The sequence below is a fragment of the Trinickia violacea genome, from assembly GCF_005280735.1.
Taxonomy (GTDB): Bacteria; Pseudomonadota; Gammaproteobacteria; order Burkholderiales; family Burkholderiaceae; genus Trinickia_A; species Trinickia_A violacea.
The window spans coordinates 64958-87174 of record NZ_CP040077.1 but is presented as its reverse complement, the minus strand read 5'-3'; the positions used below and the strand labels follow the sequence as shown (position 1 = coordinate 87174).

The following is a 22217-nucleotide window of genomic DNA, read 5'->3' as shown; positions in this document are numbered from 1 at the left end:
CGCCGCCGCGCGCCAATCGGCCGAACGGCCTAGTTGTTTCCAGATACCGATACGCTATTCTTGGCGCGAGACTTTCGGCGCAAACCAAAGCAGAAATCGAATCGAGGCACGCAAATGACCGAGCAGACGCACCGTTGCCATTGGGTGAAAAGCGAAGCGGACCAGCACTATCACGACACCGAATGGGGCGTGCCTTCGCGCGACGACCGGCACCTGTTCGAGATGCTCGTGCTCGAAGGCGCGCAAGCCGGGCTGTCATGGTCGACGATTCTCAACAAGCGGGAAGGGTACCGGCGCGCTTTCGTGGACTTCGATGCCGATGCCGTCGCGCGCTTCACGCCGAAGAAGGTCGAAGCGCTCATGCAGGACACGAGCATCGTGCGCAACCGGGCAAAGATCGAAGCCGCCATCCTCAATGCGCGTGCGGTCCAGCAGATTCGCGTCGAGCACGGCTCGCTTGCGAACTTCGTCTGGTCGTTCGTCGACGGCGTGCCGATTCAGAACCGTCACGCGTCATATAAAGACGCGCCCGCTTCGACCGAAATCTCCGACGCGCTCAGCAAGGCGCTCAAGAAATACGGCTGCAAGTTCGTGGGATCGACGATCTGCTACGCGTTCATGCAGGCGGTGGGAATGGTGAACGACCACGAAGTCGATTGCATCTGTCACGACCGGTGCGCGGCGCTTGGCAAAAAGGGCCGCAAGCGCGTGAGCGCCTAAGCCTAGCGAGCGCGACTGGGGCGCCCGCGAAGCTGCGCCGCGGCGAAGTCCTCGCACCGCTTACGGCCCATCGGACTCGTTCCCAGCCGGTTAGCGTTTTCGCAACACCCGCCACAGCGCGCGCCGCCGCTAGGGAAAATCCTGAAACGCGGCCGCCGGACCAAGCGGCGCGCGCTGACGAGCCTTGCCGGGTAAGGCTCAACGCGCATTCGATGCCCGCTAGCCACACCGCCGCATGCGGTCAAAAGTGCGAACTCGTCTAGAAAATGTCTTCGTTTTTACCGATCGAAGCGTTATACCCGCACGTATAAGACAACAAACGGCCGCCGCACTTTCGCGCAAGCCGCCAGAACCATGAAGAACCTGAATTTTCTGACGCACCAAGCGTTGTTCGACCACGCCGTGGACCACCTTTTCGGCCAAGGTCGCGCCGCGCTGCTCCCGCGAGGCGGGGGCGCTTATCGGGGCTATTGCGGCGGCTGCCCGGTCGGCAGCCTCATCAAGCCGCGCGACTACGTGACGGCGATGGAAGGCGTGCCGGTCCGCTACATCGGCAAGCGCCCCGACGAAGTGCCGGCCTACATGGATGCCGGCGTCGCCGCGCTCAAGAAGGCGCTGCTCAGGGCGCGCGTCAATATCTTCGACCCGACGACGGTGGAACTCCTCAGCTGCCTGCAAAACGTCCACGATGCGTTCGGCATCTGGGAGTGGCAGGAGCGGCTGACGTCGATCGCGCGTCAGTTCGGTCTCTCGGCAGAGCACCTCAAGAAGCACGCCGCCTGAAACTCGACGTCGCGTCTCCCAAACGCAACGGCGGCGTGGCTTCTTTCGAAGCACACACCGCCGTCTTGACTGCTTTTCGTGCGGCTTGCGGCCGCGCGCCGGGGAAGCTTAGTGGAGCTTCTTCGGCAGCATTTGGCTGCGCAGGCGCTTGTGCAGGCGCTTCACAGCGGCTGCCTTCTTGCGCTTACGAGCCGTCGTCGGCTTTTCGTAAGACTGGCGCTCACGCAGCTCGGCGATCAGGCCATTTTTTTCGATTGCGCGGCGGAAGCGGCGGATCGCCACTTCGAACGGCTCGTTTTCCTTCAGAAGAATCGTCGTCATGTAATTCCTAAGTCGCTTGATACGGTCAAAATGCGTGGCAGCTGCCCACTCACGGCAGTCTGCCTCGCGCCGGCCCTCCCGACGCTTGCCGCAAGCAGCAAAACGAGAGGCAATTGGCCCCGGGGGCCGGGGAAATTGGTGCAGAGTTCACCGCGAACCGGGGATCATAACAGGTAAACGTCGCGCCGACCACAATTTTGACATTTGCCTTCAAGCACTTGCGTTGTCGAGCAGCCGGACGCCCTCGCCCCGGGGCTGCCAATGCGCTGGCACCAATTTCGTCTTCCTTCCCTAAAGTTTTCTCCACCCCCCGCCGACAACCAGGAAAGGCGGTCAGCGCCACTCGCGATAAGCGCGTCGCCGAACCTTGAAATAGCCTATCAGGCGTTTTCCAAACGAGGAAAAAAATGCTGAACATCAATACCAACATCATGTCGCTCGAAGCCCAGACGAATCTGTCGGGCTCGCAGAACGCGCTGTCGCAAGCAATCAACCGCCTGTCGTCGGGCAAGCGCATCAACTCGGCAGCCGACGACGCAGCAGGCCTCGCGATCTCCACGACGATGACGGCCTCGATCAACGCGCTGAACCAAGGCGTGTCGAACGCGAACGACGGCATCTCGATGCTGCAAACCGCTGGCGGCGCGATCTCGTCGACGGTTGCCAACCTGCAGCGTATCCGCCAGCTGGCGGTCGAGTCGGGCGACGGCTCGCTGGGCACGGCAGCACAAGCCAACCTGCAGTCGGAAGTGACGACGCGTCTGGCTGAAATCGACCGCGTTGCCACGCAAACGACGTTCAACGGCCAAACCGTTCTTGGCGGCGCGCTCGGCACGAGCGGCAGCGTGACCTTCCAGATCGGCGCTTCGGCCAACCAGAACCTGACGGCCAACTTCGGCACGACGAACTGGAACTCGGCCGGCATGAACCTGACGGGTCTCACCGTTGCCTCGACCTCGGGTGCACAAAACGCGATCACGGCGATCGATGCCGCGCTCACGCAAGTGAACAACTTCCAAGCCCAGCTCGGTGCTGCGCAGAACACGTTCGCGTCGGCCATCACCAACACCGAGACGGAATCGACCAACACGAGCTCGGCCATGTCGCAAATCACCGACGCGAACTTCGCGTCGGAAACGGCGAACCTGAGCAAGGCGCAAGTGCTGCAGCAAGCCGGTATCTCGGTGCTCGCGCAAGCGAACTCGCTGCCGCAGCAAGTGCTGAAGCTCCTGCAGTAAGCGTGACCGGCGCACAGCGAGTCGCGAGACACGCTGTGCCGCGCGGGGCCGCCAACGACGCCGGATAGGGCGACACGCGGCGGCCCCGGTAAAGCAGCGCAACTCGAGCAACACCACAGGGAGGGAGTCCTCCCTGCAGTCATTTGCGGCACTTGCCCATCGGGCCAAACACCTCTACCAGCCTGCACTGGACCGAACCTCGCAACAACGAGCGAAACGAACGGAGCTACCCATGTCGACCACGGCAACGTCCACCTCCACCAGCGCAAGCAGCGCGCTGGCGCAAGCAGCCCAGTCCATCATCAGTGGATCGACCAAGTCGAGCCTCGACGTCAACTCGCTCGTCACGGCCCTCGTCAATGCGAAAACCGCCGGCCAGCAGGCCACGATCACCAACCAGCAGACGTCCGACAACACCATACTGTCGGCGATCGGCTCGCTGCAATCGGCAATGTCGTCGCTGCAGACCTCACTGTCGGGACTCACGGACGGCAGCGCGCTCCAGCAGTTGAGCGCCACGGCGAGCGGCAGCGGCATCACGGCGACGGTCGCGACCGGCTCGGGCGCCGTTGCGGGTACCTATTCGGTTAACGTGACGCAGATCGCCCAGTCGAACGTGATTTCCTCTGGTGCGTATTCAAGCAGTGCCACGCTCGGCACCGGCAACCTGACGGTCGGCGTCGGCAGCAGCTCGATGACGATCGCCCTGAACTCATCGAACAACACGCTCGCCGGCGTCGCGGCGGCCATCAACGGCGCGTCGAACAACCCCGGCGTGTCGGCTACCGTCATCACGGCGTCCGACGGCCAGCACCTCGTGCTCACCTCGACCTCGACCGGCGCGGCGAACACGGTGTCGATCTCCGCCGGCACCGGCGTGGACTCCGGCCTGAACACGGCCAGCTTCACGCAGGTCACGGCCGGCCAGGATGCAAAGCTCTCGATCGCCGGCAGCACGGTCACGAGCGCAAGCAACACCGTGACCGGCGCGCTCACCGGCGTGACGCTCAACCTCACGAGCGCCGCGGTCGGCACCACGCAAACGCTCACCGTCGCCGGGAACACGACCTCGGCGACCACCGCAATCAACAGTTTCGTCACTGCGTACAACTCGTGGGTCACGACCGCGAGCGGGCTGTCGTCGTACACGGCCGCGAGCGGCTCGACGAGTGCGACGGCCGGACCGCTCCTGGGCGACGCCATGCTCAACACGGCCACGAACGACATGGCCTCGATGGTCAGTAGCGGCATCACGGTGGGCGGCAAGACGTACAGCTTGTCGTCGATTGGCCTGAACCTGCAGCCGGACGGCACGATCAGTGTCGACAGCACGGCGCTGCAAACGGCGCTTACCACGAACTCAAGCGCTGTGTCGGCCATCTTCAACAGCACGAACGGAATCGGCGAGCAGCTCAATGCGTACACCCAGACATACACGGAGTCCGGCGGCCAATTCGCCCAGCGCACCCAGGCGCTCAACTCGGACCTCCAGAGCCTGACGCAGCAACAGAGCACCCTCACTGCCTATGCGGCCACGCTGACGAGCCAGTACAACGCGGAGTTCACCGCGCTGAACAACCTGATGACGCAGATGCAGAACAACACAACGTACCTGAACCAGCTGTTCGGCGGCAACGGCAGCTCGGGCACGCTGAACAAGACGTCCTGACGCTTGAGCTTCCGCTGACCAAGGATCGAGAACGATGACGCAAGAATCGCTGTCCCGCGCATACGAACTGACAAAGACGATCGCCTCCGCCGTCGAGGCAGGCGACTGGCTGTTCGCGTCCGATCTGGCCGACGAGCGCTCCCCTCTTCTCATGACGCTCGGCCCGACGCAAACGCCCGAAGCGCTCGCCACGATTCGCGCGATCCAGGAGATCGACGCGACGATCACGCGCAAGACGCACGACGAGCGCGAGGCGATGATGAGCCGGCAAAGCGAAGCGATGAAGCGGATCGCGGCCACGAGCCTCTACAACACGACGGGGAAGCTCTGACGACGGCCTCGAGGCCGGAATACGGATAACGAATAACAACCGCATGCCGTCAATGCGGCATTGGATTCACTCTCGAAGCCGCAGCAATGCGGCTTTTTTTATGCCGAGCTTTGCATGGGACCGGAGTAAGGCTCTGCATGGGACGGAAGTAAGCGCTGAAGCGCTAACTCCCGTCGACACGCTAAAGCGCTAACTCCGGATCGACAGCTCGCGCCGCATCCTCGCGAACTCCCCTTCGAGCATGCGCGCAAAGCGCGGCGCGTCGCACAGCGAGGACGCCAGCACTCGTTCGCGCAGCCCGCCGCGCAGCGCCGAAAGCCGCTCGCGGTCGCGGGCGAATGCGACGGCTCGCGCGACGTAGTCGTCGTCATCCGATGCAATCCAGTCGGCGAGGCCCGCGCCGCGCAGCACGCTCTCGCACAAGTGCGCGAGGAAGCGGTCGCCGCGGCGACACAGCACCGGCACACCCATCCACAGGCTTTCGGCCGTCGTCGTGCCGCCAGGATACGGAAACGGACTCAGCGTGATGTCCACGCGGTTGTGCGCGGCGAGGTACTCCGCGTGCTGCGAAGGGCCTTCCATCACGAGCCGTTCGGCGCCGATACCGTGCGCCGCAAAGCGGGCGAGCGTCGCGTCGCGCACCTTTGCATCGGCCAGTTGCTTCGCCTTCAAGAAAAGACGCGAACCCGGCACGGCATGGAGGATGCGCGACCACACCGCCGCCACGCGGTCGTTCATCTTCACCAGATCGCTAAAGCAGCCGAACGTGAGCGGCCGGTCGGCCGACAGCGGCTCGGTCTCGATCGGCACGGGCGGCTCGGGGGGCGTGAAGCACAGGTAGCTTTGCGGCATACGCCACGGCCGCTCGACGAAGTGATGCGCTTCGCCCGCCGGCAGCACGCAATCGTCGCCGAGCACGTAATCGATGGCCGCCAGCCCCGTCGACGCGAAATAGCCGATCCAGCTCACCTGCACCGGCGCCGGCTTCCAGGCGAATACGGGCAGCCGGTTGCCGTCGGTGTGCCCAGCCATGTCGAAGAGGATATGGATGCCGTCGTCGCGAATCGCGCGCGCGGCGGCCTCGTCGTTCATGTCGACGATGCTGCGCCAGGCGGCAAAGCGCGGCTTGATGCGGGCGGTGAGCTCGTCTTCCTGAGGCCGGGTGGTGTACGCGAAGAGGCGAATGCGCGCGGGGTCGAACTGCGCGAGAACACTTTCCAGAAAGAACCCGACGGGATGAGCCCTGAGATCGCCCGACACGAAGCCGATCCGCAACGGCGCGCCTGCCGCCGTGTCGATGCGCCAGTCCGTGTAAGGGCGAACCTCGGCGCCGACGCGCCGCCCGAACTCGGCGGCCTCGGCGAGGTAGTCAGCCGGCGTGACGCCGGGCGCGAAGCTCAGGCTGAACAGCAGGTTGCTCCATGCGTGCGCCCACGACGGCCGCAGTGCGATGGCCTGCCTGAAACACGCGATCGCCGCATCGTGACGCCCTTCTTCGCGCCGCACGATGCCGAGATTGAGCGGGATCTGCGGCTCGTGCGGCGACAGGGCCAGCGCGCGCTCGTAGCACTGGGCCGCTTCGGTCAGCTTGCCCTGGTTCTTGAACGCGTTTCCGAGATTGTTGTGCGCCTCGCCCAGCGCGGGGTTGATCTCCAGAGCTCGGCGGCAATGCTCGACAGCGCCGTCGAGATCGCCGAGCTCGCGCAGCGCGTTGCCGAGATTGCAGTGGGCATCGGCGAAATCGGGCTTGAGCACCGTGGCCGTTCGAAAGCTCGTCGCGGCGGCCGCGTGGAGGCGCATCTGCTGCAACACGTAGCCAAGGTTGTTGTGCGCGTTGACATTGCCCGCATCGAGCGCGATCGCTTGGCCGTAGCTCTCCGCAGCCGCGGCCAGCTTGCCCCAGCCGCGCATCGCCGAGCCGAGATTGTCGTAGTAGATCGATTGCGGGCTGATCTCGATGGCGCGCGCGATCAGGTCGAGCGCATCGGCATATCGGCCCTGCTGCATGGCGATCACACCGAGCAGATGCAGTGCGTCCGCATTGCGCGGCACGAGCTGCAACGCGTGCTCGTAGAGCACCTGCGCTTGCTCGAATCGGCCCGCCTGATGATGGCCGAGGCCGGCGTCCACGGCCTGCCGCGAGATCGTTTCCGGTGCGATTGCGTTCATGGGTTGTCTACCTTGATAGCCGCGAGCCTGCGCTGCCACATTTGCGCGAAGGCGGCTTCGAGATTTCGGGCGAAGCGCGGCGCATCGCAAAGCGGCGAGGCAATCACGCGCTCGCGCAAGCCGGCGCGCAGCGCCGCGAGGCCTCGCAGGTCGGCGGCGTACGCTGCAGCGCGCGCGACGTAGTCGTCATCGTCGCCGGCGATCCACTCGGGCAAGCCGGCCGTCTGCAGCACCATCTCGCCGAGGCGGGACAGGAACCGGTTGCCGCGGCGGCTCAAGACCGGCACGCCCATCCAGAGCCCTTCGACGCTCGTCGTGCCGCCCGGATAGGGGAACGGGTCCAGCGCGAGATCGACGCGCTGGTAGGCCGCGAAATACTCGTCGCGCGGCGACGGTCCCTCGAGCACGAGCCGCTCGCTGCCGATGCCGTGCGCGGCGAAGCGCGCCAGCGTATCGCGCCGCATGATCGGCTCGCCAAGCTGGACGTTCTTCAACATCAGACGCGAATTCGGCACCGCATGCAGCACGCGCGACCAGACCGCGACGACCGCATCGTTGAGCTTCTTGTGATTGTTGAAGCACCCGAAGGTCACATGGCCGGCTTGCAGCGCGGGCAACGGGCCGACCGGCACCTGCCGCGCCGGCAGCGTGAAGCACAGGTAGCTGTCCGGCAGGCGCCACGCGCGTTCGACATATTGCCCCTCGTCTTCCGCGGGCAGCACGTGCGGGTCGCCGAGCACGTAGTCGATCGCGTCGAGCCCCGTCGTCGCAAAGTAGCCGAGCCAGCTCACCTGCAGCGGAGCCGGCCGCCAGGCGAACAGCGGCAGCCGGTTGCGCGCGGTATGGCCCGACAGGTCGACGAGGATGTCGATGCGATCCTCGTGGATCATGCGCGCCGCCGCTTCGTCGCTCATGCCGGCGATGTGGCGCCATCCGGCGAAGCGCGGCTTCAGGCGCGCCGTGACATCGTCATGCTGCAAGCCGTTCGAATACGCGATCGCCTCGATCTTCGCGAGGTCGAGATGGGCGAGCGCGCTTTCCAGGAAATAGCCGGTGGGATGCGCGCGAAAGTCGGCCGTCACGAAGCCGACCCTGAGCGCACGCGTCGCGCGCGACGCATCCGCCAGCGCCGGCCATTGCCTGTAGGGCGACGCCAGCGCGGCCATGCGCTGGCCGAAGTAGCGCGCATCGGCGAGGTGAGCGCCGGCCGACCATCCCGCGGCGTAGGCCTGGCCGAACAGCACGGCGGTATGCGATTCCGCGAGATCGGGATCGAGCGCGAGCGCCTTGCGGTAGCGCTGGAGCGCGGCGTCGAACTGGTTCAGGTCGGCGAGGATCATGCCGAGGTTGTTGTGGAACGACGGCACATCATTGCGTAGTTCCACGGCGCGCTGCGCGAAGCCGAGCGCCTGCTCTGCGCGCCCCAGGCGTTTCAGCGCGTTGGCGAGATTGTGATGCGCATCGGCGAGATCGGGCTGCAAGGCAAGCGCGCGCTCATAGGAGGCTATCGATTCGCCGGCTCGGCCGGCGCCGTTCAGCGCGTTGCCGAGGGCATTGTGCGCCGCGGCCTGTTCAGGCTGCAGCTCGGCCGCGCGCCGGTAGCGCTCGATGGCCGCATCGACGTCGCCGCGATCCATCAGCGCGCCGGCAAGCGCATCGTGCGCCGCGGCGAGGTCAGGCGCGAGCGCGATGCCGGTCCGATAGGATTCGACCGCCGCATCGGCATGCCCTTGCTCCTTGAGCACATTGCCGAGATTGATGTGGGCAAGCGCGAAGCCGCTTCTTGCGGCAATCGCCTTGTTGTACGCGAGCAAGGCCGCGTCGATTTGGCCGAGATCCTTCAGCGCATTGCCGAGATTGTTGTAGCCCTCGGCGTAGCCGGGAAGCAATTCGACGGCCCGAGCGCAGCTTTGCAGCGACGCGGCCGCGTCGCCGGCCTCGCGCAGCGCATTGCCGAGATTGTTGTGGGCTTCGGCGTAGTCGCTCTTGAGCGCGATCGCGCGGCGATATTCAGCGATGGCTTCGGCCAGCAGGCCGTGATCGCGCAACGCATTGCCGAGGTTGTTGTAGTAGATCGGGCTCGCATTGACGGCGATCGATTCGCGCATCAGCGCAATGCCCGCATCATGCTGCGCGATCTGGCAGGCGAGCAGCCCGAGAAAATGCAGCGCGTCCGAATGCCGCGGCTGTGCCTGCAGGATCTGTTGATAGAGGGTCCGCGCATCCGCGAGACGGCCCGCCTGATGATGCGCCAGCGCGGCGTTCAACGTCTCTCGAAGGTCTTGCATGGATAGTCCGTGGATGAGGAAACGGCAGCGGAGCGAGGCATGCCTAGACGATCGCGCCGCCGCGCTCAGGGCGCAGAATCTTGCGGCGGCGCACCCAGTTGCGCCACGCGCTCGCGCCAGATCCCTTCGAACGCCGCTTCGAGATTGCGCGCATAGCGTGCGGCGTCGCACAGCGGCGAGGCGAGCAGCGTCGCGCGCAAGGAGCCGCGCAGCGCGGCGAGCCGCTCGGGGTCGCGTGCAAACGCGATGGCTTTCGCAACGTAGTCGTCGTTGTCGGCCGCGATCCACGCCTCGAGTCCGGCCGAGTGCAGCAGGCTCGTGCAGATGTTCGCGAGAAACCGGTCGCCGCGGCGGCACAGAACGGGCACGCCCATCCAGAGTCCTTCGACGCTCGTCGTCCCGCCCGGATAAGGGAACGGGCTCAGCGCGATGTCGACGCGGTTGTACGCTTCGAAGTATTCATGGCGCGGCGAGCGGCCCTCGAGAATCAGCCGTTCGGCGCCGATGCCCACGGCGGCGAAGCGCCTGAGCGTCTCGTTGCGCGTGGCGGCGTCGTCGAGCTGCTTGGCCTTCAGGAAAAGACGCGAGCCGGGCACCGCGTGGAGGATGCGCGCCCACACGGCGACCACCGTGTCGTTCATCTTCATCAGGTGGTTGAAGCAGCCGAACGTCATGTGCCCCCGCGCGGCAAGCGGCGGCGTCCCGACCGCCACGTTCTCTTCAGGCGGCGTGAAGCAGAGATAGCTGTCGGGCAGGCGCCAGAGCCGCTCGGAAAACTGGCTCTCGCTGGCGGCCGGCAGCACGTGTGCGTCGCCGATCACGTAGTCCATTGCGGGCAGCCCGGTGCTCGCGAAGTAGCCGAGCCAGCTCGCCTGCACCGGCGCCGGCCGCCATGCGAACAGCGGCAGGCGGTTGTGGTTCATGTGGCCGGACACGTCGACGAGAATGTCGATCCGGTCGTCGCGAATCCGGCGGGCGGCCGCCTCGTCGGTGAGCGATGCGAGATTCGTCCACGCCGAGAAGCGCGGCTTGATGCGCGCGGTCAGCTCGTCTTCGATCCGCTGCGTCGGATACGCGACGAGCTCGATCCGTCTCGCGTCGATATGCGCGAGGATGCTCTCGATAAAAATCCCGGTCGGATGGACCTTGAAATCGCCGGAAACGAGGCCTACGCGCAACGGCCCGTCACGCCGGCTTGCCAGCGGCACATGCCACTCCGACCACGGTCGCGCCTGGGCCGTCGCCGCGCGGCCGAAGTCGAGCGCCTGCGACAGGTAGTCGGACGGCGCGAGACGCTCGCGGTAGCTGAGGATGAACAGCAGATTGCTGCGCGTCGTGAGCAGGTCCGGCCGCAGCGCGATCGCCTTTCGGTAGGCGTCGATCGCGGCGTCGAGGTCGCCGAGATCGACCAGCACATTGGCCAGGTTGTTGTACGCCTCGGCATGATCGGGCTTCAGCGCGATGACGGTCTTGAAGCTCTGCACGGCCGCGTCGTACTGGCCGCACTCGCGCAGCATGTTGCCGAGGTTGTTGTGGGCGTGTATGTAGTCGGGCTTGAGCGCGATGGCGCAACGAAAGCACTCGGCGGCCGCCGCGTGCTTGCTGAGCGCGGCAAACGCATTGCCGAGGTTGCCGTAATAGATCTCGCTCTCGCGGTGGCTCAGCGCGCTCATGATGAGATCGGCCGACGCCCCGTAGTTGCCTTCGAGATAGGCGACGAGCCCGAGCAGATGCAGCGCGTCGGGATGATTCGGCTGGACGGCGAGAATGTGCTTGTAGACGGCCGCCGCTTCGGCGAGGCGCCCGGCTTGCTGATGCGCGAGGCCGACTTCGATCGGCTGGGGAAGCCGGCCCGCCGCCGGCATCGGTTCACTCGCCATATTTGCGCAGATAACGCTCGTAGGCCGCGCGCCACGACGGCGAGCCGAACGCACCGCCGCTTTCGTGGACGACGCTGATCGGCCAAGTGCCCATCGTCAGGCCCTTCAGCTCGACCTGGCGACAGAAGTCCAGGTCGTAGAAATGGAAGTCGAACTGCTCGTCGAAGCGCAGGCCGCTTTCGATGAGCCGCTCGCTGTCGGCCACGAGCATGAGGCCGTCGAGCAGCTTGCACGCTTGGCCCGATGGGCCGAAGCGCGAAACGACGTCGCACGGAAAGCCCTTGCCGTGCCCGACGACGCCGCTCAGGAACTCGCGGCGGTCCCATTGCATCTCGGGCGTGAACGCCCAGGACGGCTGGCGCGGCATGCGGCGCGTGTTGCCGGCGAGGCCCACGACGTCGAAGTGCTTGACGGCTTCGACAATCCGATCGGCCCAGAAGAAGTCGCAGATCGAGATGTCGTCATGGATGAAGACGAGAATCGCAGGGTTCTCCCGGGCGTGCTCGATCGCGCGGTTGTAGATCGTCGACAGGCCTTTGCTGTTGTTGTCGAACAGCACCAGCTGCTGCGGCGGCTGGTGATCGTACAGCTTCAGCGAGCGGCCGAGCGCGGATTGCGCGGCGAAGGTCGCGTCGGAATGCCGGGTGCCACATACGAGTCGGATCGGCTTCATCGGTGGGGATCGGAAATCAATTCGGGCTGATACAGCGCGTTCACGCCGCATCTGACAATAGACCGCAGCATAGCCTTGCCGTACGTTCTTCAATCGCAGGAAAAGCACGTCGTTTCCCGTTCATTTTCAGAACTGCGCCGCGCCACCGGCACCCTGGCTGGCGAGAGGCCGGCTTTCGCCTATTCGAACATCGGGAATTGAGCCTGAAACCACGCCTTGTTCGATCGATACAACCTGAAGCCCAACCATCACACTCTCGCCATCCTGCGGCTTCTCACGCGCGGCGCTTGCCGCGCATGAGAATCGCGCAATCACCGGAGGCAATCCTTTGCTTGAACTTTCGAAGCCATCGTCCGGCGGACGGTCGGTCGAAATTCGCCAGATCTACTACTCCGACGAAACGCGCCTTCAACTCGATCCGGGCTTCATCCCGCTCGACAATTGCGGGGAGCGGCCCGACTGGCGCGAATACTGGCCCATCCGCAAGTTTCTGCTCGGGCATGCGCTCGACGAAAACACGCTCTACGGCTTCTTTTCACCGAAGTTCGGCCAAAAGACCACGCTCCGCTCGAGCGCCGTCAACGCATTCATCGCAAGCGTGCAAAGCGACGCCGACGTCATCTCGTTCTCGCCGTTCTTCGATCAGAGCGCCATCTATCTGAACACTTTCGAGCAGGCAGCGACAAATCAGCCCGGCATTTGGCCAGTCTTCGAGCAGAGCGTCGCGCTCATCGCGCCGGGCATCGATGCGCATGCGGTGCCAATGGATTCGCGCCACAGCATCTTTTGCAATTACTTTGTGGCCACACCGGCGTTTTGGCGCCGTTGGCTCGAAATGTGCGAAACGCTCTTTGCGATCGCGGAAACCGGCAACAGCGCGCTCAGCGGCCAATTGAACGCGCCGGCCGTCTATGGACGCGACTTCGCTCCGTCGAAGGTGTTCATCATCGAGCGCGTCGTGTCGCTGCTCCTCGCGGCCGAGCCCCATTGGCGCGTGAAGCAATACGACCCGATTCAGTTGCCGATGTCGGGGTCGATGGTCAGTCCCTACCCTGTCGATCTGTCGGTGCTCGACGCATTGAAGACTGCAGCGATCGAAACGGGCCGAGCCAGCTACTTGCAGATATTCCTGCAAATTCGCGAGACGCTCATTCAGACCGCGCGAAGAGCGCGCAACGCGGCGGCGCCGCAAGCCTGAGCGGCCGCGAAGCTTCGGAATTGCCGCGGAATTGGGGCTCTTTTTGCGCCATTGAATCGTCACTAGCGAAGCTAAAGTGCGGGTCGAACGATGAAAAAAGGGTTCTCACATGGCTTTGGTCAGCATTTTGATTCCCGCCTATAAGGCCGGGCACCTGCGCGAGGCAATCGTCAGTGCCCTGCGCCAGACACTGCAGGACTTCGAGATCCTCATCGGCGATGACACGCCGGAGGCTCATCTGGAAGCCCTCGTCAAAAGCTTCGACGATCCGCGAATCCGCTACTTCCATCATGGTTTCCAGAGAGGCACGCTCAACTTCCAGGCCCTCTGGAAGCGAGCGAGCGGCAAGTACGTCAAATGGCTGTGCGACGACGACGTTTTGATGCCGGCTTCGATCGAGGTGCTGTCGGCGGCGCTCACCGCAAACCCCAATTCGGCCCTTGCATTTCACGACCGGGTGGTGATCGACGGTGACGGCAAGGTGCTCGGCACCCCGCAGCCGCTGCTGCAGGTGGGACAAACGGCACTCGTCGACCGCGCCTATCTCGTACAACAAATGGTCGCCGGACTCAATAACTTCATCGGCGAGCCGAGTAACGTGATGGTTGATCGCGAGCGGATCGACGTCGAACGCATCGTCGACTATCGAGGCTTGAAACTCGACTTTCTCGGCAGCGACGTCGCCATGTTCCTCAACATAGCCGAGCAGGCGCCGCTCGTCGCAGTAGGCGGCTACCTGAGCGCCTTTCGGCGACATGCGGGCCAGTTGTCGGCCGTTATGAGCTGGAATTTCAGCGCGGGTCTCTATGAATGGGAGCTGCTGGTGCGCAGCGAGGCCGCCGCCGGCAACCTTCATGGGGCGGTGCTCGAAAGTGCGAAGCACCGTTTGCAAGCCCTGTACGCCAACTTCGCGGGCGTGCTGCCGGAGATCGCGCGCCTTGCCGCCAATCTTGAAGAACTGACGGCAAGGCCACCGGCGGAGCTTCTCTCGTCGGAACGCTTCCAGGCCGACTTCGCCTATGCACGCGCCAACGTGGCTCAACGTGTCGCTCAGCGAAAGGAAGCGGCTGCACGCGCCCGACTCGCGTCCGTACAACCGTCCGCCCAATAGCCGCTCGACTGACTTCGCAAAACCATGAACCATCCCAATCCGAGTGCGACGCGCAACTATCCGACCGTCGATTACGACGAGCATGCGAGAACTTGCGCCCCCGGCGACTTTTGGGCACAAGTCAAACGCACCGTGGGCGGCAAGGTCGTGTCCGAGGAACACGTCGACATGATCATGCAAGCGATCCGCCGGCATCTCGCGATCGAGCCCAAAGATATCGTGCTCGACCTCGCGTGCGGTAACGGGGCGCTGTCGGCGCGACTCTTCCGTGCCTGCTCGTCGCTCGTCGGCGTGGACATCTCGTCGTACATGATCGACATCGCGAATCAGCATTTCGCCGCGCCGCCGCAATTCACCTTCGCGGCCAGCGGTGCTGCCGAGTATGTTTGCGCCGAAACCATGCCCGAGCGCTTCACTAAAGTCATGTGTTACGCGAGCTTCTCGTACCTTTCCGAGCAAGAGGCGCAAACGACATTGCAAACGCTGCACAGCCGATTCGTCAACGTCGACCGCGTCTTCATCGGTAATGTGCCCGACGGCGAACGCGCCGCGGCATTTTACGCACCACGCATCCCTGAGCCGGGTGAGCTCACCGACCCTCGCGCGCGGATCGGCATCTGGCGCACGCGAGCCGAATTTGCTGCGCTGGCTGCCGGCGCCGGCTGGGATACCGAATTCGGAACCATGCCGGAGGGTTACTTCTCCGGGTATTACCGTTACGACGTCGTGCTTCACCGCCGGTCGGCGCCCAACGCATCGCGCGAGCAAGCCAACCCAGGACCCGTGCAATGATTCAGAAGTCGAGCGCCGCCGACCTGGCGTTGTTCGGCGCCAAGCCCCTGTTTTCTGTCCCGAAGTCGACCTCGAACCTCGTACGGCCGGATTTCGATCGCTTCCTCGAGTATTCGCGCGACGCTTATGGTCAAGCGGGCACGGCGCCGGGTGCGGTGACGATGCAGCTTGAAGCGCGCCTCGCAAAGTTTCACCAAACGGCACATTGTGTGAGCTTTTGCAGTGGCTTCTGGGCACTGGCGACAACCATGACCGCGCTCGCCCGGCCAGGCAGGCGTGAAGTCGTCATGCCGTCGCTCACCTATCGACGCATGGCCGACGTGGTCGCCTGGACGGGTCTGTTGCCGCGCTTTTGCGAAGTCGACCCGAAAACGCTCGCGATTAGCGCGGCTACCGCGAGCGCATGTATCGGTGACGACACGGCACTTTTGCTTGGCGTTCACCCGATCGTCAATTGTTGCGACGTAGAAGGGCTAGTCGAGCTCGCCACGCGGCACCGCATCCCGTTGATGTTCGATTCCGTCGAATCCGTCTACGAGGAATGTGCAGCCGGCCGTGTGGGCCGCTTCGGAAACGCCGAATGCTTTTCGCTGCACGCGAGCAAACTCCTTAACGGCTTCGAGGGCGGCTACGTCACGACGAACGACGCAGCGCTCGCCGCCGAACTTGCGACGTTGCGCGACGGCAGTACAGTGCAACCTGGCTCCCTCGACGCACGGCTTGCCGACGTTCATGCGGCGATGGCGCTTGCGAACCTCGACGAACTCGATGTGCAAGCCCTGCGCAATCGTGAACGTTACGAGCGATATCGCACGACGTTACCGAGCGTACCGGGCGTGCGCCTCATCGAGTTCGATGAATCGCACCGCACGAGCTACAAGAACATCGTGGTCGAATTGCTCGACGATTGGCCGCTGCCCCGATCACTGACGATCGAGATTCTGAATGCCGAAAACGTGCTCGCTCGCGCTTACTACTCTCCGCCGCTGCACGCCAAACCGATGGCCTATCCGCACGTTCCTGCCGAATTGCCGCAGACCGATCGCCTCGCGCAGCGCTTCGCGCTGCTGCCGTGCGGCGAGTTCGTGACGATGGATGACATTGACGAAGTGATCATGCTGCTTTCGTTCGTGGAGGCGCATGCCGGCGAAATCCACGCGCGCGCCGAAACCCGCGAGGTCGCCCGGTGACAATCACTATGCCCATCGACGCCCCATCGGCCATGCGCGATCGCGGCTCCCCCGCTTTCGCCCAGTTGCTCGCCGTCGGCCAACGCAATGCGCCCGGATGGGAGCGCTATGAGGCCGCGATGCGCGGCATCTTCGAGCGGCGTTACTACACGAACCAAGGCCCGCTCGCACGGGAGCTCGAACAACGCTTGCAGGACTTCCTCGGCGTCAAACATGCTGTCTGCGTCACCAACGCGACCATCGGCTTGATGATGGCGAGCGAAGCGCTCGCCATCTCCGGACAGGCGCTGGTGCCGGGGGTTTGCGATCGCGCCGTCGAGCACGCACTCGCATGGTGCGGCGTCGAAGCGGTGGCTTGCGACGTCGACCCCGCCACCGGCCAGATCTGCCTTGACAGCGCGGTCACGACAATCGACGGGGCCTCCGTTGACGCGGCCGTCAATGCGATCATCGGCGCGAATCTGTGGGGGGGCGCATGCGACGCCGAGGCGCTTGCCAGCCTCGCGCGGGATCGCGGCCTGCCGGTGTTGTTCGATTCGACGCATGCATTCGGCTGCACGGTGCGAGGCGGTCGCGCAGGCCGCTTCGGCGCGCTCGAAGTCTTCTCGTTCAGCGAATCCAATGTCCTGAACGCTGCGGGCGGGGCATGCGTCGCCACGGATGACGACGAACTCGCGGCGCGGCTGCGCAACATTCGCAGTAGCTATGGCGCAGGTCGCCCTGTGCCCGTAGTGAAAACGTCGAATGGGCGAATGTCCGAAGCGCAGGCTGCGATCGGTCTCCTGAGTCTCGACGACTACGCGGCCAACCAAGCGCACAACCAGTCTTTGACCGACCTGTACCGGGCGCGCCTTTCGTCCATTGCCGGACTGCGCGTCGTCGAACCCGGCGGCGTGGACGCTTCGAATCATCAGGCGCTTCTAGTCGAGTTGGACGAGCGCGTCTTCGGCAGGTCGCGCGACGCGCTGGTCGAACGGCTTGCCTTCGATAACGTGGAAGCGCGCGCCGTCTCGCGTGCGAGCGTCGTTGCGCGGCAAACCGCTGCGCTGCCCGTGACCGCACGCCTCTGCTCGTCCTGGCTCGAGTTGCCCGTCGGCGCACATGTCCGCGAAGCGATGGTAGAAACCGTGTGCGAGATCATCGCGCGGGCCCATCAGGAGGAAACCGCGGCATGAGGCTCGGTATCATGCAGCCTTACTTCTTTCCCTATCTCGGGCACTTCGCGTTAATCGCCGCCGTCGACGAATGGATCGTTTTCGACGTCACACAATACACGCCGAAAACCTGGATGAATCGCAACCGCATTTTGCATCCCAAGGAAGGCTGGCAGTACGTGACAGTCCCACTGTCGAATTCGTCGATCACGATCAAGACCCGCGAAGCGCGCGTGCTGAACGTCGCCGATACGAAGACGAGCCTGCGCGGCAAACTGTCCGCGTTCCGCCGCCAGGCACCGTTCTTCGCGCAGGTGGACGATCTCGTGTGCGCTGCATTCGATCGCACGTCGAGCGACTCGCTGTGCGAACTGAACGTCAATACGCTAAAGGCCGTTTGCGAGTACCTGGGCGTGCCCTTTTCGTACCGCGTCTGCTCGGAATTGAGCCTCGATTTTCCGTCGCAGATGGGTGCTGGCGACTGGGCGCCGCTTGTCTGCCAGCAACTCGGCGCCACGGAGTACGTCAATCCTGCGGGCGGGCGGGCGCTGTTCGACCCAGCGACGTTCACGCGCGCCGGCGTCACACTCAAGTTCGCGGAGTTCGACGAGTTCAGCTACGATCCAGCGCCCTACCGTTACGAACCGCATCTATCGATCATCGACGTGCTGCTTTGGAACGCGCCGGAGACCGTAGCGCAAGCGTTGCGCAGCCATACGAGGTGCGTCGCCTGACTGACGCCTTCGCTTAACGGCTCTTGATCGCTTCGCGCAACATGGCCACGACGAAGTCGATTTCTTCGTCGCCATAGCGTTGATCACACGGAAGCGCGAGGCACTCAGTGGCGAGGCGGTATTCGAGGTCGGCCGGAGTCCCGGTCTCGCCTCGTACGTGCGGCCAATACTTGGCGACGTAGACACGTTGGGCGGCAAGCCGCGCGTGAAGGTCCGCGCGATGATTCCAGAAGGGATAGCAAAGCGGCGCGTACTGCGGGGCTTCCGGCAACGGCAGCGCATTGTCGGCGCCGAGCAGGCGCTGATAGCGCGCGTAATTGCGATTGCGGCGCGCGATCGCCGCCGGATAGTCGATGTGCGCGAGCAAACGCCGAGTCAGTTCCGACATGCGCTTCGGCGACTGACCGCGCAACGTCGTGCGCGCCGCGACCATGCTCTGGTATCCGGCTTCCGCCCCGTGATCGAGGCGCATGAGAAGCGGCTCGAAACGCTCGATCGAACCCGCGTCCTGCTCATCGGGCAGCGGCATGTCACGTTCCGTGACCAGATAACCGCCGTCCGGAATGCCGAAGAATTTACGCGGAGAATAAATGGTTGCGAGGCAATCCACAGGCGGAGAGAACAGCGCTTGCGAATTGTCGATCACGATCTGTTGACGCGGAAAGCGGGCGAAGAGCCGCTCCACCCGCGCGTCACAAACCCCGAAATAGTTGACGTACAGCAGCCAGTCGTTTTCGCCCAGTGCGATGTCGCTCGCGATCTCGAAGTGCTCGTCGATCTGGTAGCGCTGGACTTGCACCCCCGTCATCGCGTGCGCTTCGAGCATCGATTCGCAGATGTACCAGGGCATCCAGACGCGCTTTGGCCGGCCAGCCGTGAGCAGCGCGAGGAACGCCGCGCGTGCGGATTGAAAGCGCAGCGCATTGGGATAGAGCTCGCCGTGAGCGGGCGGCAACTCCAGTTCGAAGTAGCCGCCGATCGCATCGCGTCGCGTCGATAGACGTTCGACCGCATCCCCTGCCGCCGGCGCGAACGTCACGAGCGGCCTCGCGCGACGATGCCCGCGATCCGTTCAACTTGCTCGTCGGACAGTGCCGGGTAAATCGGCAGGCAGAGCACCTTCAGAGCGGCGTCGGTCGCCACGGGCAGATTGTCGCGGCTTGCCGAAGGCAGCCCGCGGTACATCGGGAAATCGGAAATGAGCGGATAGAAGTAGCGTCGCGCGACGATGTCGTGCGAGCGCAGCAACTCGAACAGCGCATCGCGGCTCATCGGGTAGTCGCTCTCGACGAGAATCGGGAAGTAGGCGCAGTTCGCCACCGTCTCGCCCGCATCTTCCAGACAGCGAATACCCTTCACGTCGCGCAATTGCCCGCGGTACATCGCATCGATTCGCTTGCGCTTGGCGATCGCCTCGTCGACGTGCTTCAACTGCAGCAGGCCGAACGCCGCGTTGATCTCGCTCATCTTCGCATTGATGCCGGGCGCCACCACGGTGACTTCATCGACGTAGCCGAAGTTCTTGAGGTGGTCGATGCGCTGCTTGGTCTTCGCATCCGGACAGATGATCGCGCCGCCTTCGAATGTGTTGAAGACCTTTGTCGCATGAAAGCTCAGCGCCGATAGATCGCCGTGCTGCAGGACGCTGCCGCTGTCGGTTTGTACACCGAACGCGTGTGCGGCGTCGTAAATGACCTTCAGGTTGTAATTGTCGGCGATCCGGCGAATCGCCTCGACGTCGCACGGATGCCCATAGCAGTGAACGGGCATGATGGCAGTCGTTTGCGGCGTAATGGCTGCCTCGATTTTGTGCGGATCGAGATTGAGCGTATCGGGATCGATGTCGACGAATACGGGTTTGATGCCGTTCCACAACAACGAATGCGCGGTGGCGACGAACGAATACGGCGTGGTGATGACCTCGCCGGTGATGCGCAGCGCTTGCAGCGCGGTGACAAGCGCCAGTGTCCCGTTGGCAAAGAGCGCCAAGTGTTCAACGCCGAGATATTCGCACAGCGCGTCTTCGAGCTGCCGATGGAACGGGCCGCGGTTCGTCAGTACCTTGCTCTCCCATATCTTTTCCAAATAGGGGATAAATTCGTCCAGCGGCGCCATATGCGGCTGCGTGACGAAGATGCGATCGTCTGGTTCCGGAGATATCACGCGAACGGGGGCGGCAGCGTTCATGGTTGTCTCGAGCCGATGGTCACTGGATTGGCTGCGAAGACGCATGAGCCGGGAACACCGGCGCGTCCCCTTTCGCGAAAAAGAAGAAAGGCTCTCGTCCGTTGCAGCCGTAGGTGTCCGGATCGACCTCGCCGAGAACCGTCGTATGCGGATACAGGTCGCCCTTGAACCCTGCGTTGCGGAAGTGGTCGACCAGGTCGGCGCCGAACATGCGGACATGGTCGTTTTGCCCGAAGTAGTTCGTCGCGAAGGCTTCGTCGACGGGCTTGGTCAATTCGAACGTATTGCGCAGCACCGGCGAGTAGGGCGTCTGCGCGACCAAGTGGCCGCCGGGCGCAAGGCACCGGTTGAACTCGGCGAGCGCCGCAGCCGGGTTGTCCACGTGCTCCAGCACGTGGTTGCAGATGATCACGTCGAAGTAGCCGTCGGGGAAGTCGAGCTTTTCGACGTTGATTTCGCGGTGATGCGCGAGGCGCGGCGAGAGATCGCCAACGACGTATTCGCGCGGCTGGAGCCTGCGGATGCGCGGCTCGAGCCCGGCTTCCGGCGCGACGTGGAGAATGCGCTTCGCGCCCGCGTCTTCGAGAATCCGCGAAAAGGCAAGATAGAGCCACAGATGGCGCTCGCGGTCGTTGCAGCCGCACTTCGGGCACGAGTGGTTCTGGAGCGTCGAACCCACCGTTTCGATTTGCCGCATGAAGGTCTTGCCGGAGTTGCCGTTCTCAGGGTGCGGCAGCCAGCCGGGTACTGGCTGCTCGCAGACGACGCAGAACTTTTGCTGCGGCGCCTGCGGCCCTTTACTGCTCACACCGACGCGCGCGGCAACGGCCGCGCGGGCATTCGTGAGATCTGCTTGGAAACGCTCGGACGCGTAGAGCTCATGTGCGGGCCGGCGCTTGAATTCGTCGAGGTTGGCAAGCAGGGGGGCGATTTCGGGCAGCGTCGCGGACCAGTTGGCGTAGAGCCGGCGCAGCGTGCGCTGCGCATTCCGGAGGGCGTCTCCCGTGAGATTGCCGGCCGCCGCTTCGCCGCGCACCATCAGTTCCCACTCGTAGAGCCCCGCACTGAAGTTCGCGCTGCCGGTTTCCGGCGCCTGGGCCGAATGACGGCGGGACGCGCTCAGATAGCCGCCCACCGCGAGCAGCGGCGCCTTTTCGGCACAGTTCAGATAGGCCGCCACGTCGCCGGTGAAGTCGAGCACCCACGAGCGGTAGTCCCAGACGGCCGAAATGTCGACGCGGTCACGCACGAGCATGATGTTGCTCGGTTCGCCGATGAAGTTGTTCAGCCCGGCGACCATGTGCTCGATCAGGAACGGACGATCGATGAACGCGGTATTGCCCGGCGCGAGCAGCGGGCCCGGCGTGGCGACGACGTTGTCCGTCTCGTCGACGATCACGCGCTCGTGGAACGCGAGGACCACCTCAGGGTTGGCGCGCAGCTCGTCGACGAGCGTCTGAACCGAGGCCGGCATCAGCATGTCGTCGCCGGACAGGAACTTCACGTACTGGCCGCGCGCGTGCTCCCACAATGCTTGCGAATTGCGCGTGCCGTTTTGAAAACCGTGGTGGAAGTAGCGGATGCGGGGATCCTCGAACCTACTGACGACTTCCTGGAGCGCGGCATCGGGCGTGTCGTCGCCGACGAGGATTTCGATGTCCTCGAAAGTCTGGCGCTGCGCGCTGAGGATCGCCCGGCCGAGGTAATCGGCCTTGTAGGCGGGGATCAGAATGCTGACAGTGGGCATTGAAGCGGTCCTTCCGTGGGAGCAGGCGGCGC

Annotated in this window: 19 protein-coding genes; 11 read left to right on the top strand and 8 right to left on the bottom strand. The window is 64.1% G+C overall.

All coding sequences use genetic code 11. The features are described from left to right. Positions 1-114 precede the first annotated feature (114 nt). A complete protein-coding gene (locus FAZ95_RS00320; protein ID WP_137330602.1) occupies positions 115-720 on the top strand; it encodes a DNA-3-methyladenine glycosylase I in 606 nt (201 codons plus the stop codon). 354 nt (positions 721-1074) lie between these two features. Then, the gene (locus FAZ95_RS00315; protein ID WP_137330601.1) at positions 1075-1503 is read left to right on the top strand and encodes a hypothetical protein; all 429 of its coding nucleotides are present in this window, start codon (positions 1075-1077) and stop codon (positions 1501-1503) included. Positions 1504-1611: 108 nt separating this feature from the next. On the opposite strand, the gene rpsU is transcribed toward FAZ95_RS00315, so the two are convergent. Next, positions 1612-1824 (bottom strand): 30S ribosomal protein S21, encoded by a 213-nt coding sequence (gene rpsU, locus FAZ95_RS00310; protein WP_006050883.1) that lies wholly within the window; start codon positions 1822-1824, stop codon positions 1612-1614. 407 nt (positions 1825-2231) lie between these two features. On the opposite strand from rpsU, the gene FAZ95_RS00305 reads away from it, so the two are divergent. The 3 genes from FAZ95_RS00305 (at position 2232) to fliT (ending at position 5062) form a co-directional block, all read left to right on the top strand. Next, the gene (locus FAZ95_RS00305; protein ID WP_137330600.1) at positions 2232-3062 is read left to right on the top strand and encodes a flagellin domain-containing protein; all 831 of its coding nucleotides are present in this window, start codon (positions 2232-2234) and stop codon (positions 3060-3062) included. Between the two features lie 232 nt (positions 3063-3294). After that, a complete protein-coding gene (gene fliD / locus FAZ95_RS00300) occupies positions 3295-4731 on the top strand; it encodes a flagellar filament capping protein FliD (RefSeq protein ID WP_137330599.1) in 1437 nt (478 codons plus the stop codon). 34 nt (positions 4732-4765) lie between these two features. Continuing rightward, the gene (fliT, locus tag FAZ95_RS00295; RefSeq protein WP_137330598.1) at positions 4766-5062 is read left to right on the top strand and encodes a flagellar protein FliT; all 297 of its coding nucleotides are present in this window, start codon (positions 4766-4768) and stop codon (positions 5060-5062) included. A 189-nt stretch (positions 5063-5251) separates the two neighbouring features. Here fliT and FAZ95_RS00290 read toward each other — a convergent pair whose 3' ends face one another. The 4 genes from FAZ95_RS00290 to FAZ95_RS00275 all read right to left on the bottom strand — a co-directional run bounded on the left by FAZ95_RS00290 (position 5252) and on the right by FAZ95_RS00275 (position 12072). Continuing rightward, a complete protein-coding gene (locus FAZ95_RS00290; RefSeq protein ID WP_137330597.1) occupies positions 5252-7231 on the bottom strand; it encodes a tetratricopeptide repeat protein in 1980 nt (659 codons plus the stop codon). Further along, a complete protein-coding gene (locus FAZ95_RS00285) occupies positions 7228-9519 on the bottom strand; it encodes a tetratricopeptide repeat protein (protein ID WP_137330596.1) in 2292 nt (763 codons plus the stop codon). Before FAZ95_RS00285 ends, FAZ95_RS00290 begins: the two co-directional genes overlap by 4 nt. Before the next feature lie 65 nt (positions 9520-9584). Beyond that, positions 9585-11399 (bottom strand): O-linked N-acetylglucosamine transferase, SPINDLY family protein, encoded by a 1815-nt coding sequence (locus tag FAZ95_RS00280; RefSeq protein WP_254699769.1) that lies wholly within the window; start codon positions 11397-11399, stop codon positions 9585-9587. Then, entirely contained in the window at positions 11389-12072 is a 684-nt protein-coding gene (locus FAZ95_RS00275) for a glycosyltransferase family protein (protein WP_137330595.1), read from the bottom strand. The genes FAZ95_RS00280 and FAZ95_RS00275 overlap by 11 nt, the downstream gene beginning before the upstream one ends. Before the next feature lie 328 nt (positions 12073-12400). Between FAZ95_RS00275 and FAZ95_RS00270 the strand changes: the two genes are divergently transcribed. The 6 genes from FAZ95_RS00270 (at position 12401) to FAZ95_RS00245 (ending at position 18251) form a co-directional block, all read left to right on the top strand. Then, a complete protein-coding gene (locus FAZ95_RS00270) occupies positions 12401-13270 on the top strand; it encodes a hypothetical protein (protein ID WP_137330594.1) in 870 nt (289 codons plus the stop codon). A gap of 109 nt (positions 13271-13379) precedes the next feature. Beyond that, entirely contained in the window at positions 13380-14381 is a 1002-nt protein-coding gene (locus FAZ95_RS00265; protein WP_137330593.1) for a glycosyltransferase family 2 protein, read from the top strand. A 24-nt stretch (positions 14382-14405) separates the two neighbouring features. After that, on the top strand, positions 14406-15173 hold the full coding sequence (locus tag FAZ95_RS00260) for a class I SAM-dependent methyltransferase (RefSeq protein ID WP_137330592.1): 768 nt from the start codon (positions 14406-14408) through the stop codon (positions 15171-15173). Further along, the gene (locus FAZ95_RS00255; RefSeq protein WP_137330591.1) at positions 15170-16363 is read left to right on the top strand and encodes an aminotransferase class I/II-fold pyridoxal phosphate-dependent enzyme; all 1194 of its coding nucleotides are present in this window, start codon (positions 15170-15172) and stop codon (positions 16361-16363) included. The genes FAZ95_RS00260 and FAZ95_RS00255 overlap by 4 nt, the downstream gene beginning before the upstream one ends. 8 nt (positions 16364-16371) lie before the next feature. After that, positions 16372-17538 (top strand): aminotransferase class I/II-fold pyridoxal phosphate-dependent enzyme, encoded by a 1167-nt coding sequence (locus FAZ95_RS00250; RefSeq protein ID WP_137330590.1) that lies wholly within the window; start codon positions 16372-16374, stop codon positions 17536-17538. Then, on the top strand, positions 17535-18251 hold the full coding sequence (locus FAZ95_RS00245; RefSeq protein ID WP_217497415.1) for a WbqC family protein: 717 nt from the start codon (positions 17535-17537) through the stop codon (positions 18249-18251). Before FAZ95_RS00250 ends, FAZ95_RS00245 begins: the two co-directional genes overlap by 4 nt. Before the next feature lie 13 nt (positions 18252-18264). On the opposite strand, the gene FAZ95_RS00240 is transcribed toward FAZ95_RS00245, so the two are convergent. From FAZ95_RS00240 to FAZ95_RS00230, 3 genes are read right to left on the bottom strand one after another with little or no spacing between them, the layout of a single operon-like run. Next, on the bottom strand, positions 18265-19290 hold the full coding sequence (locus tag FAZ95_RS00240; RefSeq protein WP_137330589.1) for an aspartate aminotransferase family protein: 1026 nt from the start codon (positions 19288-19290) through the stop codon (positions 18265-18267). Beyond that, a complete protein-coding gene (locus FAZ95_RS00235) occupies positions 19287-20438 on the bottom strand; it encodes a DegT/DnrJ/EryC1/StrS family aminotransferase (RefSeq protein WP_137330588.1) in 1152 nt (383 codons plus the stop codon). Before FAZ95_RS00235 ends, FAZ95_RS00240 begins: the two co-directional genes overlap by 4 nt. Positions 20439-20457: 19 nt before the next feature. Continuing rightward, positions 20458-22185: a methyltransferase domain-containing protein gene (locus tag FAZ95_RS00230; protein ID WP_137330587.1), complete on the bottom strand. Its 1728-nt coding sequence runs from the start codon at positions 22183-22185 to the stop codon at positions 20458-20460. Positions 22186-22217 lie beyond the last annotated feature (32 nt).

Bases quoted from the DNA above. Each gene is read 5' to 3' on its own strand.
- FAZ95_RS00320 (WP_137330602.1), top strand. From the start codon at position 115: ATGACCGAGCAGACGCACCGTTGCCATTGGGTGAAAAGCGAAGCGGAC.
- rpsU (WP_006050883.1), bottom strand. From the start codon at position 1,824: ATGACGACGATTCTTCTGAAGGAAAACGAGCCGTTCGAAGTGGCGATC.
- FAZ95_RS00285 (WP_137330596.1), bottom strand. From the start codon at position 9,519: ATGCAAGACCTTCGAGAGACGTTGAACGCCGCGCTGGCGCATCATCAG.
- FAZ95_RS00280 (WP_254699769.1), bottom strand. From the start codon at position 11,399: ATGGCGAGTGAACCGATGCCGGCGGCGGGCCGGCTTCCCCAGCCGATC.
- FAZ95_RS00275 (WP_137330595.1), bottom strand. From the start codon at position 12,072: ATGAAGCCGATCCGACTCGTATGTGGCACCCGGCATTCCGACGCGACC.
- FAZ95_RS00290 (WP_137330597.1), bottom strand. From the start codon at position 7,231: ATGAACGCAATCGCACCGGAAACGATCTCGCGGCAGGCCGTGGACGCC.
- FAZ95_RS00260 (WP_137330592.1), top strand. From the start codon at position 14,406: ATGAACCATCCCAATCCGAGTGCGACGCGCAACTATCCGACCGTCGAT.
- FAZ95_RS00245 (WP_217497415.1), top strand. From the start codon at position 17,535: ATGAGGCTCGGTATCATGCAGCCTTACTTCTTTCCCTATCTCGGGCAC.
- FAZ95_RS00265 (WP_137330593.1), top strand. From the start codon at position 13,380: ATGGCTTTGGTCAGCATTTTGATTCCCGCCTATAAGGCCGGGCACCTG.
- FAZ95_RS00305 (WP_137330600.1), top strand. From the start codon at position 2,232: ATGCTGAACATCAATACCAACATCATGTCGCTCGAAGCCCAGACGAAT.
- fliD (WP_137330599.1), top strand. From the start codon at position 3,295: ATGTCGACCACGGCAACGTCCACCTCCACCAGCGCAAGCAGCGCGCTG.
- FAZ95_RS00235 (WP_137330588.1), bottom strand. From the start codon at position 20,438: ATGAACGCTGCCGCCCCCGTTCGCGTGATATCTCCGGAACCAGACGAT.
- FAZ95_RS00255 (WP_137330591.1), top strand. From the start codon at position 15,170: ATGATTCAGAAGTCGAGCGCCGCCGACCTGGCGTTGTTCGGCGCCAAG.
- FAZ95_RS00250 (WP_137330590.1), top strand. From the start codon at position 16,372: ATGCCCATCGACGCCCCATCGGCCATGCGCGATCGCGGCTCCCCCGCT.
- FAZ95_RS00230 (WP_137330587.1), bottom strand. From the start codon at position 22,185: ATGCCCACTGTCAGCATTCTGATCCCCGCCTACAAGGCCGATTACCTC.
- fliT (WP_137330598.1), top strand. From the start codon at position 4,766: ATGACGCAAGAATCGCTGTCCCGCGCATACGAACTGACAAAGACGATC.
- FAZ95_RS00315 (WP_137330601.1), top strand. From the start codon at position 1,075: ATGAAGAACCTGAATTTTCTGACGCACCAAGCGTTGTTCGACCACGCC.